15 protein-coding genes are annotated in these 14950 nt (G+C 69.2%); 6 read left to right on the top strand and 9 right to left on the bottom strand.

The features are described 5' to 3' along the window. Positions 1-2 precede the first annotated feature (2 nt). The 4 genes from ACLBXX_RS13065 to ACLBXX_RS13050 are packed head-to-tail and all read right to left on the bottom strand — an operon-like array spanning position 3 to position 4692. Positions 3-848 (bottom strand): hypothetical protein, encoded by an 846-nt coding sequence (locus ACLBXX_RS13065; RefSeq protein WP_447658378.1) that lies wholly within the window; start codon positions 846-848, stop codon positions 3-5. Positions 849-900: 52 nt separating this feature from the next. Next, positions 901-1467 carry an LPXTG cell wall anchor domain-containing protein gene (locus ACLBXX_RS13060; protein WP_447658377.1) on the bottom strand — a complete coding sequence of 189 codons (567 nt, stop codon included), beginning with the start codon at positions 1465-1467 and terminating at the stop codon, positions 901-903. Between the two features lie 10 nt (positions 1468-1477). Continuing rightward, entirely contained in the window at positions 1478-3268 is a 1791-nt protein-coding gene (locus tag ACLBXX_RS13055) for a DUF4012 domain-containing protein (protein WP_447658376.1), read from the bottom strand. A gap of 41 nt (positions 3269-3309) precedes the next feature. Beyond that, a complete protein-coding gene (locus ACLBXX_RS13050; protein WP_447658375.1) occupies positions 3310-4692 on the bottom strand; it encodes a polysaccharide biosynthesis tyrosine autokinase in 1383 nt (460 codons plus the stop codon). Between the two features lie 34 nt (positions 4693-4726). On the opposite strand from ACLBXX_RS13050, the gene ACLBXX_RS13045 reads away from it, so the two are divergent. After that, positions 4727-6097, top strand: a complete 1371-nt coding sequence (locus tag ACLBXX_RS13045; protein ID WP_447658374.1) for a PqqD family peptide modification chaperone — start codon at positions 4727-4729, stop codon at positions 6095-6097. A 9-nt stretch (positions 6098-6106) separates the two neighbouring features. Here the strand turns inward: ACLBXX_RS13045 and lepB are convergent, their stop codons facing one another. After that, entirely contained in the window at positions 6107-6799 is a 693-nt protein-coding gene (gene lepB, locus ACLBXX_RS13040) for a signal peptidase I (RefSeq protein WP_447658373.1), read from the bottom strand. A gap of 9 nt (positions 6800-6808) precedes the next feature. Further along, positions 6809-7717, bottom strand: a complete 909-nt coding sequence (locus ACLBXX_RS13035) for a hypothetical protein (RefSeq protein WP_447658372.1) — start codon at positions 7715-7717, stop codon at positions 6809-6811. Between the two features lie 291 nt (positions 7718-8008). Between ACLBXX_RS13035 and ACLBXX_RS13030 the strand changes: the two genes are divergently transcribed. Beyond that, entirely contained in the window at positions 8009-8158 is a 150-nt protein-coding gene (locus ACLBXX_RS13030) for a hypothetical protein (protein WP_447658371.1), read from the top strand. Here ACLBXX_RS13030 and ACLBXX_RS13025 read toward each other — a convergent pair. Together ACLBXX_RS13025 and ACLBXX_RS13020 are read right to left on the bottom strand one after the other, a co-directional pair. Beyond that, positions 8148-9089: a nucleotidyltransferase family protein gene (locus ACLBXX_RS13025; protein WP_447658370.1), complete on the bottom strand. Its 942-nt coding sequence runs from the start codon at positions 9087-9089 to the stop codon at positions 8148-8150. The two genes, ACLBXX_RS13030 and ACLBXX_RS13025, sit on opposite strands and share 11 nt — an antisense overlap. A gap of 89 nt (positions 9090-9178) precedes the next feature. Further along, positions 9179-10576, bottom strand: a complete 1398-nt coding sequence (locus ACLBXX_RS13020; RefSeq protein ID WP_447658369.1) for a DUF222 domain-containing protein — start codon at positions 10574-10576, stop codon at positions 9179-9181. Between the two features lie 278 nt (positions 10577-10854). On the opposite strand from ACLBXX_RS13020, the gene ACLBXX_RS13015 reads away from it, so the two are divergent. From ACLBXX_RS13015 to ACLBXX_RS13005, 3 genes are all read left to right on the top strand, one after another. Next, positions 10855-11379 (top strand): VanZ family protein, encoded by a 525-nt coding sequence (locus ACLBXX_RS13015; RefSeq protein WP_447658368.1) that lies wholly within the window; start codon positions 10855-10857, stop codon positions 11377-11379. A 149-nt stretch (positions 11380-11528) separates the two neighbouring features. Beyond that, positions 11529-13445, top strand: coding sequence for a hypothetical protein (locus tag ACLBXX_RS13010; RefSeq protein ID WP_447658367.1), 1917 nt, complete (start codon positions 11529-11531; stop codon positions 13443-13445). A gap of 113 nt (positions 13446-13558) precedes the next feature. Next, positions 13559-13948: a hypothetical protein gene (locus tag ACLBXX_RS13005; RefSeq protein ID WP_447658366.1), complete on the top strand. Its 390-nt coding sequence runs from the start codon at positions 13559-13561 to the stop codon at positions 13946-13948. A gap of 11 nt (positions 13949-13959) precedes the next feature. Here ACLBXX_RS13005 and ACLBXX_RS13000 read toward each other — a convergent pair whose 3' ends face one another. Then, positions 13960-14322: a hypothetical protein gene (locus tag ACLBXX_RS13000; protein ID WP_447658365.1), complete on the bottom strand. Its 363-nt coding sequence runs from the start codon at positions 14320-14322 to the stop codon at positions 13960-13962. Between the two features lie 83 nt (positions 14323-14405). On the opposite strand from ACLBXX_RS13000, the gene ACLBXX_RS12995 reads away from it, so the two are divergent. Further along, positions 14406-14942 carry a DUF4760 domain-containing protein gene (locus ACLBXX_RS12995; protein ID WP_447658364.1) on the top strand — a complete coding sequence of 179 codons (537 nt, stop codon included), beginning with the start codon at positions 14406-14408 and terminating at the stop codon, positions 14940-14942. Positions 14943-14950: the final 8 nt, after the last annotated feature.

Raw genomic sequence — 14950 nt, 5'->3', positions numbered from 1 at the left:
CCCTACTCCGCGATGATCGACGGGTCGGGATCGCTCCATTTCTCGATACCCTGCACCACCCAGAACACGAAGAACAGCGCGAGCGCGATCGCTTCGACGATGAGGACGATGGGGATGCCGGAGCCGCTCGCCTGCGGCAGCAGCACGACGTACGCCACGAGCACCAGCACGAGCCCCACCGCGATCGCGGTGTACAGCACGCGGAACACCGGGGTCGGGGGCGGACCCTGCCGGGGGAACGCGTTGCGCACGGCGACCGCCGCGAAGAGCGCGAAGAAGGCCGTCGTCGCGATGAAATGAGCGTTCTGCAGGAACGCGTCCCGTGCGAATGCCCACGTCAGTCCCGTGACGGCGATCACGACGGCCGCGATCAGCAGTGACGGCCACACCGCCGCGAGCGAGACCTGGCCGAGCGCGCCGAGCAGCAGCGCGACGAGGAGCAGCAGCATCCCGAGCACGAGGTAGACGACGACGCCGTTCGCGACGTCCGCCTCATACGCGGGTGGGAAGCAGCGTCCCGTGCACGGGACGTCGACACCGGGTACGGCGCCGGGTGCGAGAGTCGTCGGCACAAGGGCGATGAGCGGCGCGAACAGCGCCGCGGCATCGAGGAGCGCCCGCTCCGAGCCACGCCCCGACAGGGCGAACAGCGCGAGGGAGACCGCGATCAGCGCTCCGACGAACACATCGCGGGCCGGCGTGTAGAAGTAGTCGCTGATCGACGTCAGCCAGCCGTACGTCGTCGCCGCTTGGGCGATGGCGACGAAGATCGCGATGACGGTGCCGGCCAGCCCGACCCGCAGGTAGCGGTAGGTGCGCTCGAGCGACGTCGACGCAGCGGATGACATGGCGATCACGATAGTCGTCGGCCCCGACGGCGGCGCGGACCGGAGTCGCGGGTCAGCGCGAGTCGCGGGAGCGGCGTACTGCGGCGACGACCGCGAGTGCGGCGCCGGCGAGCAGGAGCGCTCCGCCGCCGATCCACAGGCCGAGGGTCTGGCCCTGGTCGAGGCCCGTCGCGGGCAGTCCGTCGGCGCCGGTGATCGTGACGGCGGCGGTGCCGCCGGCGGACGTCGACGACACCGCGGCGATGTTGTACGTGCCCGTGGCGTTCGAGGGAAGCGTGATGTCGACAGCCGCGAGCGAGCCGTCGGCCTCCGACGAGGCGTTGCCGCTCGCGGTGGTGATCGCGAACTTCAGCATGCCGATGCGCGAGGCGGCGCCGTTCTCACCGGTGACGGTGATCGTGATGGCCTCGTCGGGGGAGAAGGTCTCGGCGTTGCACTCGAAAGCGATGGTGCCGCCGGCCTGCGCCGTGGGGGTGGCGGTGCACGAGCCTGAGGGCGGGTAGATGGTCGAGGCGTTGGCCGCGGCGGGTACCGCGAGGACCGCTCCGAGGGCGAGCGTCGCAGCGAGGGCGGCTCGGGGGAGGAGCCGGGGCGTGGTCGATCGAGTGATGTGGGGCATCGGGAGCAGTCTACGAACCGCCGCACACCGCGGCAACTGCGGCCGGCGGAGTGAGCGTCGGCGTGGTCACCGCCTCGAGCGTCGCGGCGACCGGCTCGCTCGCCCGTGCGGTGAGCGTCGCCGTCGTGGATCCGCCCGGCGGCAGGTCGATCGCGAAGCTCACGACCCGGCGCCCGTCGTGGGTGCCGCCGCCGAATCCGGTGCCGTCCGACATGGTCGCGTCGACCAGTTCGAAGCCCTCGGGCAGGTACAGGTAGCCGATGGTGCGGGTGATGCCTGCGGGCACCCCGAAGCCGCCGTTGCCCGTGATGTACGCGGGGAGGGAGGCGGCATCCGCCGGCGCCGTGTTGCCGATCGTGACCGTGAGCACGGCGTCGCCCGTCGCGGTGCCCGCGGGGTCGAGGGTGCAGCTCGACCACTCGAGCGCGGTCGTCGCGTTCTGGTAGAAGTCCATCTTCGAGCCGGTGCCGTCGTTGACGTAGACGCCGAAGCGCGCGGCCTCGTCGTCCGAGACGGGCAGGCCACCCGCAAGGGTCGTGTCGGCGAGCACGCTCTGCTCGTTCTCGTGCGTGCTCCACAGCAGCAGGCGGTCCTCGTCGCCCGCGCGGGTGAGCGCGCCGACGAGCGCGGCCGGGTCGACGTCGCCCCCCGAGAGCTTCGCGAACACGGCGGCCGCCGCCATGGCGAAGAAGGCGTCCTGGTCGGCGGGGCGGGTGTAGCGCGAGTAGACGTCGTTCAGGAGGAGCTGCACCGCGTTATCGGGGGCGAGCACGTCTCCCGTGGGGAGGGTGATCGGGCCGGTCGCCTCGAGCAGATACGAGAGCGCGACAGGGTCGAGCGTGATCACGCCGTCGACCTGCTGCCCGCCGTGCTGTCGTGCCCACATCTCGCGGGCGAGCGCGCCGCTGACCGCGAAGTCGGGCACCTGCGTGACGTTCTGGATCCAGCGGCCCGGGCGCTCGCCGTAGATCGCCGTGATCTCGTCGCCGAGCGGCAGCACGGCGCCGTCGTAGCGGGGGTAGTCGCTCGAGGACTCCTGCGCGGCGAGGCTGATCGCCCCGCCCTCGGTGTGGATCAGTGCCATCGCGCCGGGGATGCCTCCCAGCGACCGCCACTCGGCGTTGTTCTGGAACAGCACGAGGTAGTCGCGCGGGGCGTCTGCGCCGAGCATCGAGGGGATGAGCTGCGTCGCCCGGGCGAGGGCGTCGGTGGCGGTGCCGGCCTCGACGAGGAGTGCGTCGACCTCGTCCACGGCTTCGCGGACGGGTGCGACGAGCGCGGTGCGATCGATGGAGGAGACGGATGCTCCCGCCGCCCCGACCCCGTCGCTCGCGGTCTGCGCGGCGCCGCTGATCTGCTGCAGGGGCGCGAGGTCGAGGCGGCCATCCTGGGGCTTCAGCGCATCGACGTTGAATGAAGCGGCGACTTCTGAGAGCGGCTGAAGCGCTGTGCTCGTGATGCCGTCGAGTGACTCCGCGACCGTCGCGACCGCGGCCAGCTGCGGGCCGACCCAGGGAAGGCCCTCGGCCATATTCCACACCGGGTCGGAGGTCATCGCGTGCGCGGCACCGGTGTCGGCGGCGAGGGCGGCGATCGCGTCACTCGCGGCGGCGGGATCGGCGAGGTTCTCCCGCACCGCGGCCGCGGTCTGCTGGGCGTCGAGGAGATGGCTGTAGGCGAGAGCTCCGCGCACCGCGATCCACACGGTGGCGACCACCGCGAGGATGAGCAGGCCGCCGAGGACGGCGGCGAAGACGACGCCCCCGCGGCGCACGGAGCGGGGCAGGGGAGAGTCGGTCACCGCTCCACCCTACGGGGCCGGTCCGAACAACCGCTCCGAGCTCAGCGGGTATCGGCTCCGGCGTAGTCGCCCTGGTACTGGTAGCCGTAGTAGCCGCCGTTCTTGCGCGGCACGCGGTTCAGTACGACGCCGAGCACGCGCGCGTTGGCCTTGCCGAGGTTGGCGAGCGCCTTGTGCAGCATGTCGTACGTCGTCTTGCCGGCGCTGACCACGACGAGCGCTCCGTCTGCGGCGGTCGTGAGGACCGCAGCATCCGTCACCGGGAGAAGGGGCGGTGAATCGATGATGACGAGGGCATGCTCGGTGAGGCTGCGCACGAGCGCCTGCATGCGGTTCGAGCCGAGCACCTCGCTGGGGTTCGGCGGGACGCGGCCGGCGGTGATGACGGCGAGGTTGCGGCTCGCGCCGACGTTGTGCACGACGTCGTTCAGTTCGGCGCGTCCGGCGAGGACGTCGGTGAGACCGGCGCCGTCGGGCAGGCCGAACACCGTCGAGACCATGGGGCGGCGGAGGTCGGCGTCGAGCAGCACGACGTGGCGGCCCGCGGCGGCGAGGCTCACCGCGAGGTTGGCGGCCATCGTCGACTTGCCGTCGCCGGGCAGCGGGCTCGTGACGACGATCGCGCGGGGCGGGTTGTCGACGTCCATGAACTGCAGGTTCGTGCGCAGTTCGCGCATCGCCTCGGCGAGCGGGGCGGAGGAGGAGTGCTGGCTCTCGAAGTCGGCGATGCCGCGCTCGACGCTGAGGCCCTTGTCGACCGGGAGTGTTCCGACGACGGGCACGCCGGTCTCGCGTTCGATGTCGCGCGGGTCTCGAAGGCGGCGGTCGAGCACATGACGCACAACCGCGTAGCCGATGCCGAGGGCGAGCCCGACGAGGGCACCCAGGGCGAGCGCGAGCCGCACGTTCGGCGACGAGGGTGCCGTGGGCAGGCGGGCGGAGTCGCCCGTGACGAGCGTGACGGCGGCGGTGCCGGTCTCGTCGGTGCCCTCTACGGTGTTGATCTGCTCGACCATGCACCCGAGCCACGACTCGGCGAGGTCGCGGGCCTCTTCGGGGCTCGACGCGCTCGCGGTGACGCGCACGATGACGGTGTCGAGCGGGTTCGACACATCCACGCGGGTGACGAGGGACTCGGGGGTCGTGGAGAGGCCGAGCTCGTCGATCGCGCACTCGGCGACGGCGCGCCATGAGCCGAGCTCGACGTACGAGGTGACCTTGCTGCGAGCGAGCTGGTCGCCGACGAGGGATGAGCCGGTGTCGGAGCCAGCGTTGGTCGCCGTGACGATCCCGCTGGCGTTCGCCGTGTAGACCTTGGGTTGCAGGGCGGTCCACCCCCACGCCACGGCCACGCCCAGGAGGGTGAGGATCACGATGGCGAGCCAATGCGCTCGCAAGATGCGCAGGTAATCCCGCAGCTCCATGGGCCCCCTCCCAGTCCCCCGTACACTACCGCGTGTGACCGGCAACCTCGTGATCGCTGCCCTCGGGGTGCGGGTGGGCATCGTGTGCGACGACCTGGACGCGGAATCGCGGGCTGCTGTCGAAGAGGCATGGACGGATGCTGCGACCGCGGGCGTCGCCGACATCGAGGTGGTGGCGGAGCCGGGTGGCAGCATCCGCTCTCTGCTGTCGTCGCTGTCCCAGCGCGTGACGCTTGCGGCGATCGAGGCCCGACGCGGACGGTTGTGGATGCTGCACGCCGCCGGCATCGCCCTGCCGGACGGCCGTGTGGTCGCTCTCGTGGGTCCGAGTGGTCGGGGCAAGACGACGGCGTCGCGGGTACTCGGCTCTGCGTACGGATACGTGTCGGACGAGACGGTGGCGATCGACTCGTCGGGTCGCGTGCACCCGTACCGCAAGCCGCTGTCGATCATCGAGCCGGGCGAGTCCGAGAAGGCGCAGCGCCCGCCCTCGGCCCTGGGGCTGGGCTCGTTGCCCGACGCCTCCCTGCGGCTCGCCGGGGTTGTGCTGCTCGACCGACGCGAGGACGTCTCGGGCGCAATCATCTCGGATGTCGACCTCGGCGATGCGCTCGAGGAGCTCGTGGCCCAGTCGAGCTATCTCACCAACCTGCCCGCGTCGCTGCGCACGATCGCCGCGCACGTCGCGTCGGTCGGTGGCGTGCGTCGGGTGTCCTACACGGATGCTGCGGCCCTCGTCGCAGTCCTCCCCGAGCTGGCCGCGGCCTCGCCGTCGGAGCCGCGCGTGTCGAAGCCGGTGTCTCCGGGGCAGCCGGCGATCGCCGGTTCGCCCGCGGATCGGGTGTTCCATCGCGTCGCCCCGTTGGACGAACTGCCGCTCGCCGATCCCGATCGCGTGGCCCTGTTCCACGTCGACGCCGAGCACGTCGGCACGGTGCGGGTGCTGGCGGGCATCGCTCCCGCGCTGTGGCGCGCCGCCGATGGCGTCGGCCTCGAGGCGTTGACAGCTGCTGCGGTTTCCGCCCACGGCGCTCCTGAGGATAAGGACGCCACAGTCGCCGTCGAAGCCGCCGTCGATGAGCTGGTCGCGGCCGGCGTCCTGAAGGTCTCGTCGCCGGCCGAGGCTGCGGACCCGGCGCTCTGGCGCATCCACGACGACGTCGCCTGGACGGGCGAGTCCTCGCGCGTGGTCGTGCTGGCTCTCGCGGATCCCGCGGCCTCGCCGCTGGCACTCGAGGGCTCTGCTGCGCTGATCTGGATCGCGCTCACCGCCGGTCCGGGTCATTCCGACGACATCGTGGCGCGCGTGGCCGCGTCAGCCGAGGTCGATGGCGACGCGATCCGCGACGACGTCGAGTCCTTCCTCGGAACCCTCCGCGATCAGGACCTCGTCTTCACCGGCTGAGCAGGCGGTTCACAGACCCGCCCAGCGATTGATGGGCCACAGGATCACGGCGGCCTTGCCGACGACGCCGTCACGTGTTGCCCACCGCCAGCAGGCCACGTTCGGATCCTCGATGCGGCACTGTGCGGCCGAGTCCGATGATCCCGCGCGGTTGTCGCCGAGTACGAGATAAGAGTCCGCCGGCACCAGCACTGGGGCGAAGCAACGAGTCGAGCGAGGCGCGCTGTCGCAGTCGAGCCCGCCCGGTTCGAATGCCAGGTCGTTCGTCACGTACGGCTCGTCGATCGGTTCGCCGTCGACGACGACGCGCCCATCGGCGCTGCAGCATTCCACGGTCTGCCCGGGCACACCGATGACCCGCTTGACGAGGGTGTGCGGTCCTGAGGGTCCGAAGCCGGTGACTTCGCCCACCCACCGGAGGGGATGGGAAGTCGGCACGGATGCCTCGCCCCACCCCTCGCCCGCATCGAACACGATCACATCGCCGGCGCCCGGCTCCGCACCCACGTAGGCGAGTCGGTTCACGAGGATGCGGTCACCGGGTTCGAGGGTGGTCTCCATCGATCCCGAGGGCACCCAGTACGGCTTCACGACGAACGAGAGCAAGAGCCCTGCGACAACGAATGCGGCGGCGAGGTGAAACCACGTGCTGCCGAGGACCCGTTGCCACGCGGGCCGCGGTGGGGCGACCGGTCCGGGCATAACGACGGGCTAGAGAACTCCGGGCTTGTAGTACCCGACAGGATGGGTGCCCAGAAGGAAGTCGATCTTGTAGTCGTGGCCGCCGAGCCCGCTCTGCGTTACGTATGTGGGGAAGTGAAGGGTGTCGGCACCAGAGAAGGCCGGCCCAACGGCGATGTCGGTGGCGGTCTTTCCGGTGCCTTCGGTCGAGAGAGACCAGTCCGCCTTCCCGTCGAATCGATCGCTCTGATGAGTGCGCTTGACGGAAAGGCGAGGCCTGACGCTGATCGCGGCGGTCGCTGACGCCGAGATGGTGGCTGTCTTACCCGACGGGTTGGGGTTCGGTGTGCCCGTGACGGCGGCGATCGAGCTCACCACAGTCCCAGTCGCCGTTGCCCCGCTGACGGTGGCGTTAACGCCCGTGCCAGAGGCCGCGATCGTCCACGATCGCGTGGAGATCTGCGAGAAGCCGGTGGCGGCCGGGACCACGAACACAAGGGTGGCGGTCGACCCTCCAGCGGCAAGGGAAGGAGCGTAGGTGAAGGTGTAGTTCAGTCGTCCGTTGGTGGGACCAGACACGCCAGCTGGTGTCCATCCCGCGCCTGAGACTACGGTCGGGGCATTTGCGGCGGCCAGGCCGGAGGCGTCAACACTCACCACGATCGACACGGGTGTCGCTGAGCCGCCCGACCCGGCTGTGTGTGCCAGGCCAAGAGTGACGGCGCCGCCAATACCGGTCGGCGTGGTGTCGGTCCAGGTGTAGAAGAGCGTCGCGCCCGCAGTGACGCTCAACTGGGTGGTGCCCGACGCGGCCGCAGCAGGTACAGCGGCGGCCAGCACTACGACGGGAGCGGCCCAGGCACCGACCTTGAGCAGCTTGCGGCGGTCGATCGTGTGGTCGTCGGCAGATGCGATGGCGCGCGCGAGCGTGTCGGTCACTGTGTTCCCCCAGAGAACAGTCGTGGCTGACGGGCGTTCGGGCTCCCACAGCCGTGAACAGAACGGGCGACCCCTCGCCCGCCGTGCGGTCGCCCCAGGCAACCGACGTGACCCTCACCCTAGCGGAATGGCCGAGGGGCCCCGTTAACGCTGGGTAACAGCATCCGCTTCTTTACGCGATCCTGAGCGTCCGGCGGCGAGTACGAAACATCCACGTCGCCGATCGGCAACCGCACGCGGATACGTTGTGCTCGTGACGACGGCGTCGCGTACCAAGGGGAGAGGTGCGGGATGGTGAAATCGCGACGTCGGCGGCGGCGCTACGAGATCGGGCAGGAGCCGTGGCTGCTCCGCGAGTACGGCGGGGCGCCCATGTGGCTCATCTGCGTGGCGGCCGCGTTCCTCGCGGCGGTCTGCGTGCTCTGGCTCGTTATCGGCTGACGCCGCGGCGGTGGGTCCAGACTGCCCGCACTCCCGCAGGGGCGGAACGGATGCCGCGACCCCATCGGGCGAGCCGCGCGCGTGTCCGTCCGCGAAGCGTGTCGACTGTCTCGGGCCGGGCGATCAGGAGGTCGCGCCGGGAGGGCCAAAACGCGCGCCACAGGAGGCGCGGACGATCGTGCCAACGCGACTTCCGAAGTGCCCGCAACCAGAGATACGAGCCGTGGGACCCCGCGCTGACGAGCTCGCGCCATTCTCGAAGATCGGGTGAGGCAAGCTCTGCAGCAGATGGCTCCAGATCCACCCCGATGCGGCGGAGGACGATCTCGAGCGTCGCAAGGCATCCTGTCTCGCGGGCCAGGGTACCGAGGTCGGTGCGTTCATCGGCGGTAAACGGCGTGCGAATCAGTTGCTCGAGCTCCTCGGCGTGGCGAGCCTGCATTGTCGTGCCACGCATGGAGTGAAGCCCCAGCACGAGAGCGCCGGCGACTTTGTCGAGCGTGAGGCAGTTGCGATGCGCGAGCGGAATCGTCCACCGGTGCCGCCAGAGCGCCTTGAACACGTCGGCCGGATCCGCGAGAAAGCCCGGAAAGAAGCTGTGCACGTCCAGATTGCACGGCCACCCGTCACGCATAAAGGTGATTGAATGCAGGGTCGTCAGCTCGCCGATCAATCCCGAGGGTCGTGTCGCCCACCCCGATTCGACAATCGCCTCGCACAGCTCCTCGAATCGTGCCGGCTCGACGAGCAGGTCGACGTCGGCCGACACCCGCTCCTCGCGGAGGCCGTGGAGGTGCAGCGCGGGCCCCTTGATGAGGAGGGCACGGATGCCTCGCCTCTCGGCGAGCGCGCACACCCAGGCGGCGGCGAGCTCGTCGGCCTCGTCGAGGCGCAGCAGAACCGTCGCGTCGGTCGAGACATCGGTGGGCACGGGCCCACGATAACGGGCGCTCCCTCCCGCGCTTCGCGGGGCGGGGCGGCCGCGATCCCGGAGGCGCGCACGGCTCGTCCGCTCGACGGTCAGACGGCGGCGAAGTCGTAGCGAGCGCGCCCGCCGATGCGCGGAGTGCGTGCGGGGTCGACGTAGACGGGTGGGATGAGCCACACCTTCGCTTTTCGGCCGGTCCCAGAGACCTGAACGTCCCACCCGTTGTCGTGTATCCGGTGGTGGCACGATTCGCAGAGCAGTACCCCGTTGTCGAGGTCTGTCCGGCCGGCGTCTCGCGCCCACCAGCGGATGTGATGCACCTTCGTGAACTGTGGGGGAAGCCCGCACCCGGCGCACCCACCATCGCGCTCGCCGAGGGCGAGCTTCTGGGACTTCGAGTAGAGCCGTCGTTCGCGACCCCAGTCGAGGATCTCGCTGTCGCCGCCGAGCACGACGGGGATCACCGAGGCGCTCGACGCGAGCTTGCGGGCCGCGGCGGCCGAGATCGGAGCGTCGATGCCGTCGATCTCGGCGGTGCCGATGCCCTCGCGGAGCGTCTCGAGGTCCATGCGCACGACCACCGTCACTCCGTTGAGGGGGAGGTCCTTCTCGTCGCACCCGAGGACGTGTTCGCAGATGCTCACCAACGCATCGGCCTGCATCTGCGGGATCGTGCGGCGCTCAGCATCCGTCGTCTCATCGAGCAGAGGCGCCGCGGGCGCATCGGGGGCCGGCGTGACTCGGGCGTTCTCGGCGTCGCGCTGGGCGCGGAGCTTCGCGGTGACCATGCCTTCGAGTGCGGTCACGACCGGCGCGCCGCTCACAGGGTCGAACTTGCCGTTGATGATGATCATGCCCGAGCGATCGCGGCGGATCGTCAGCGCGGTCTCGGCGGCCAGGTCGGCTTCGCGGGGCGCGACACCGTCGGGGTCGAGCCAGGCCTCGGCGCGGAGGATGAGCTTCGACAGGGCGTCGAGGGGGAGTCCGGCGGCCTGCTCGACGAGGAGCTTCTCGGCCTCGTCGACCTTCTCGGCGCCGGCGCGGATCGCGACGCGGTCGAGCATGGCGATGATCGCCGACGCCGCCTGCGCTCCGATCCGGCCGTCGCTCAGACCTTGCCCGACGTGCGGGTGCCGCGCGGGTGCCTTGTCGCCTGAGAGCAGCATGCGCGGAGTCGTGGCCTCACCGACCTTCACGAGGCGGGCTGCGTCGCCGGTCGTCGTGCCCATCGTCGCCGCGATGAACTGCGTGGGATTGCGGAAGCCCTGGATCTTCGCGAGGCTGTCGGGCCCGAGCTCGGGCCGGGACTGCCGCTGGATCTCGGATGCCACCAGCGCCTGAACGCTCTCGGCGAGACGTTTGCCCCGCCCGATCTGCTCGTTGAGGGCGATGAGCTCGGCCGGGGCGAGCGATGCGATGTCGCGCCCGTCGGGCAGGATTCCCCGCGCAACGTCGATCGCCTCGGCGAGGGACGACAGTGCGCTGGTCATGCACTCAGCGTATCGGACGTAGGTCCGAGTGTCAAAGATTTGTTCGAGTAAATCTGCTCATCCGACTGTTCGGTCGAGTCCAGGAGAGGCTGTTGCAGAAGACGACAGACACCACCCCGGCCGCAGTCTCTCAGCCTCCACGTCGCCAGTTGCGCTGGGGCCAGTGGGCGAGCATCCACTTCCGACGCCTCTCGAGCGTCCACGGACTTCACGTAGAGCCTTCATCCAATAATCGAACGTGTTTTCTATACATCTGCACCCACTCTCGCCCGCACCCGGTGCCGAGTAGAATCGCCGCACTGCGCGGCAGCGTCGCGGCGCCCGACCGAGGGGAGTTCGCCATCACCGACGCACCTACCCTCGCGCCCGCGCAGCCTTCCACCGCGGCCGTCGCAACGTTGCACCTGCGTCGCACGCAGGGGCGAGGCATCCGTCTGCTCGTCATCTATGGCGTGCTGCTCGCACTCATCGCGTTCTGGCCGGTACCAGTGGATCGGGGTGGTTCAGCCCTCCTGGCCGCGATCACGCGGACGGTTCCGTGGCTGACGTACGACCTCATCGAGACGACGGCGAACGTCGCCCTGTTCGTGCCGTTCGGGGTGCTGCTGGCGCTCGTACTTCCGCTGCACCGCGGACTCGTCGTGCCGATGGCCCTCGCCACGACGCTCGTCATCGAGTCGGGACAGGCGCTGCTCCTCTCGGAGCGCACGCCGAGCCTGCGCGACATCGTCGCCAATGTGCTGGGTGCCGCCATCGGCCTCGCGATCGTGCACCTGATGGAGCGGCGCAAGATTCCGGATTGACGGATGCTGCCCCTTCGGTCGACGAGGGTCTTGACGCGCCGCCCGGGGCAGGGCCACGATATGCGCTATTCGGGGATTTCCGGGAAGCGGTGGGGGCCGTCATGCCTGGTTGGCGACGTGGTTCGGGGAAGGCCGGCGTCGGTGCCATCGTGGGTGCCGCGGTGCTGGCGTTCGGCCCTGCGACGCCCGCGTTCGCGGCTGAGCGCATGTGCGATGCCGCCGTAGCTCTCGCGAAAGGCGGCGGCGACGACGCACTGCGCATCGCCGCCGAGCTGCTCGAGAACCAGGGCTGGAGCGCCGCGCAGATCGCCACATGCCTCGCGCCAGCGGGTGCGCCGGACCCGGAGTACTACGAGGTCAGCCTCGGGGCACTATGGACGTTGTTCAGCAAGAACCTCGATCTGCTCGTGCCGATCGTCACCTTTGTCGGGGTCTTCGCACTCGTGCTGTTGGCACTCGGGCGGTTGCTGGCACTGGTTCCGGGCTTGCGCAACCCGCGATCGCTGCGCGGATGGCGGATCTTCGCGTGGATCGTGGGCCTGTCGCTCGCCGTCATCGCTCCCGCGCTCGTTGCGCTGCGAGGAATGTGGGTAATCGCCCAGGACGGCCCGTACAAGGGTCAACGGGTAGACGGCGAAGACTTCGGCTTTGCCGCGTTCCTCCAGGCAGTCACCTGGCGCTCGCCATTCTGGTGGCTGATGTTGGCGCTGTTGTTGATCACGGTGGCGACCCTGACTTTCGCGTTCGCGACGCGCGCAGGCGTCACGATCAAGCTCGAGAGCAGCAGCGACGGAACGGGCCTCGACACCGCCCACGTGATGGCGGCCATGGACGGCATGGCGGGGAGCACGAATCGCGGGCTCGAGTTCCCGGTAGGCACCGACCTGACAAGCGCGGCGAACGCGGTCAGCGAACTCTCCGAGAACAAGTTCGTGGCGACGCTCCAGGTTGCGGTGACCGCCATCCTCGGGTCCACCCCGTGGCGCGTCGCCGTCGAGAACATGGGCGACAAGTCGGCATCGGTCACGATCTCGCGCAATGGCGCGCTGATCAAGGCGAAGAGGATCAAGCTCGGTGAGGAACTCGCAGACGTCACCGAGCTGACCGCCGCTGAGCTGCTCGCTGCGCGCATCGCCGGAGAGCTCATCGCCTCGCTCCGCTCCCGGTATCGCTCCGAGTACGACGCCGACCTCTCGGGTGCCACCGACGGCGAATCCATCGCGCTTCACTACGTTGCCAGCAGCGCGCTCTCGACGAACCGTGGAACTCGGGCGAAGGGCATCCCGATTCTCGCCCGCTCCGTTGAACTCGATCCGCAGAACCGCGCAGCCTGGACGACGCTCGCCAACTTCGCCTACCGCGATCCGACATTCCACGACCCGAAGAACCCGCGACCTCACGTCACATATCGCGACTTCCTCGATCGAGCGATTCTCGAGGAACTTCGGCGCGGGCGTAATCGCTGGGACGGTGCGGCCGAGTGGATGCGCACGAACCTCTCGGGCGGGCCTCATCCCCGCGATGAGGGCAAGTCCGACTTCGTCGTCGCGCAATACGGTGTGCGCAAGTGGCGCATGCGGCGCAACGGCCTCTTGGTCCGGCTCCTGCAGACCCGCGTCGTCGCGGCGGTGAACGCGGAGGCCGCCTATAAGGCAGCCGGAACCCTGCGCCGCAGGAGCCTCATCCATCAGCAGGCGGTGATCGACGCCGAGTACATGAGGCTTCGGCGCGAGACTTTCGGTGGTCCGCTGACGAAGCGCGAACCGCCCAAGACCGCAATCCGCAGACGCCAACTGCTGCTGCTCGACGAGTTCCGGGTGGCGGCCAGAGCGCCATTTTCGCTCGATCCGCCGCAGGTGCTCACCGCTCGGAGGTTCCGCTCAGAGCTCCGGGCATGGGAGGAGGCATCCGAGCGAGCGAGCGGCTTTCCGACGGTTGCCGCCCGCAACGCGTGCGAACGCGCTGCCCTCGCTGCGAGCGGCGACTTCGATCGCGATCCGATCGTCGCGTACTCGCTCGCGTGCTATCGAGCGGTCCAGTTCACTTCGACGCAAGGGAGTCCGTGATGAGCAACTCCGGGGCCAGCAATATGGGCGGGAGAAGGGGGCGCACCGTCATGCGCAATGCGACGAGAGCGTCCATCAGGATCGCGCAGCGGGCCGGCCACCCAGACCCTCTCGTGGCGGCGACGGAGAAGGTCGGCACGGGGTCGCGCGACCTCGAGAAGGCCGCTGACGAGTTCGCCCTGAACCCGGAGAAGCTCAAAGGCCTCACCGCCGCATACAAGAAGGTCACGGATGCCCTGGGCGAGGTGGATGCTGCGGTACGGACGAAGGTCTCGAGCGAGCCGCACCTGACAGAGGTCGACGAACTGCTCGCCGTCGCCGCTCTCAGCGAATCCTTGCGGGAGTGGTTCCCGGTGGACCCCGAGATGACATCGGTTCGGGGCACAGTGCTGGTTCCGAAGGTGATGACGGAGAGCAAACCTGCTGCCGAGAAGCCCGTGGAGGCGACCGACAAGAGTTTCGACGTGCTCTTCAAGGAGCTGCTCGCGAAGCTCGCGAAGTAGCCCCGGAGGTCTCAGCTCCCGAAGTACTGCCGCGCCGACCGCGTGTAGAGCAGGATCAAGCCGATGATCGACAGGATGCTGCCGCCGATGGCCGACCAGAGGCTCTCGCCGTTGAACATCCCGAGCACCTCGAGCACGATGTTGGCGACGAACACGATCGTCGCGATGGTGCGAGCGGTGTGGTTGCCACGCCAGAGTCCGACGCCGACGGCGAGCGTGACGATGCCGATGATGAGGCTGATCCATCCGACGATCGCGGGCCACGTGATGAAGAGGCCGGCGATGATCACGAAGATCGAGCCGATGATCTGCAGAAAGCCCGAGATCCAGGCGATGATGGCGACGAGGGTGACGCCGAGCGGGCGCTGAGACATTTCGTGTCCTCCGTGGCGAGACAGAAGTCGGCTATTGCGTCCAACGTAGCGGAGCGTTGCCCGAGCGCCCCTACGATGAGCGCATGCTGTTCCTCGCTGCGACCGCGAACGCGACGATCAACGGAAACACCGCCGAACTGATCGCCGCCGTCGCCGCGATCCTGGCGCTCATCCTCTCGGCAACGGCGATCTGGTTCGTGCGTCACTCCGAGAAGCGCCAGCTCTTCATTCACCTCCACGACCTCCTGACATCCCCCGATTCCCAAGCGGGACGTCGGATCCTGCATACGCGCATGAAGCATCCGTGGCAGATCTCGCTGATCTTCCGCGTGAGCCCGCGCGAGTTCGATCTCGTCAACCGCACGCTGGGCCTCTACAACACGTTGGGGATCTACGTCCACCGGGGATACGTCGGTCGCGATGAGGCGTTCGCGCACTGGGCGGGCCCGATCAAGAACAGTTGGCCGGAACTCGAGCGATTCCTCCGGTGGCGTCGAGACAACGCGAACGGCGTCAGGATGTGGAGCTACTTCGTCTGGCTCGCCCAGGAGGTGGGCGCCGACGTCCCTCCCGACATGCGTCTGCACCCGGGCTGGGAGGCGGAGAAGCCGTACAGCTGAGGCCCGTC

The organism is Microbacterium sp. C23T, from assembly GCF_053345975.1.
This window is presented reverse-complemented; position numbering and strand designations above follow the sequence as displayed.

Bases quoted from the DNA above. Each gene is read 5' to 3' on its own strand.
- ACLBXX_RS13065 (WP_447658378.1), bottom strand. From the start codon at position 848: ATGTCATCCGCTGCGTCGACGTCGCTCGAGCGCACCTACCGCTACCTG.
- ACLBXX_RS13060 (WP_447658377.1), bottom strand. From the start codon at position 1,467: ATGCCCCACATCACTCGATCGACCACGCCCCGGCTCCTCCCCCGAGCC.
- ACLBXX_RS13050 (WP_447658375.1), bottom strand. From the start codon at position 4,692: ATGGAGCTGCGGGATTACCTGCGCATCTTGCGAGCGCATTGGCTCGCC.
- lepB (WP_447658373.1), bottom strand. From the start codon at position 6,799: ATGCCCGGACCGGTCGCCCCACCGCGGCCCGCGTGGCAACGGGTCCTC.
- ACLBXX_RS13030 (WP_447658371.1), top strand. From the start codon at position 8,009: ATGGTGAAATCGCGACGTCGGCGGCGGCGCTACGAGATCGGGCAGGAG.
- ACLBXX_RS13020 (WP_447658369.1), bottom strand. From the start codon at position 10,576: ATGACCAGCGCACTGTCGTCCCTCGCCGAGGCGATCGACGTTGCGCGG.
- ACLBXX_RS13000 (WP_447658365.1), bottom strand. From the start codon at position 14,322: ATGTCTCAGCGCCCGCTCGGCGTCACCCTCGTCGCCATCATCGCCTGG.
- ACLBXX_RS12995 (WP_447658364.1), top strand. From the start codon at position 14,406: ATGCTGTTCCTCGCTGCGACCGCGAACGCGACGATCAACGGAAACACC.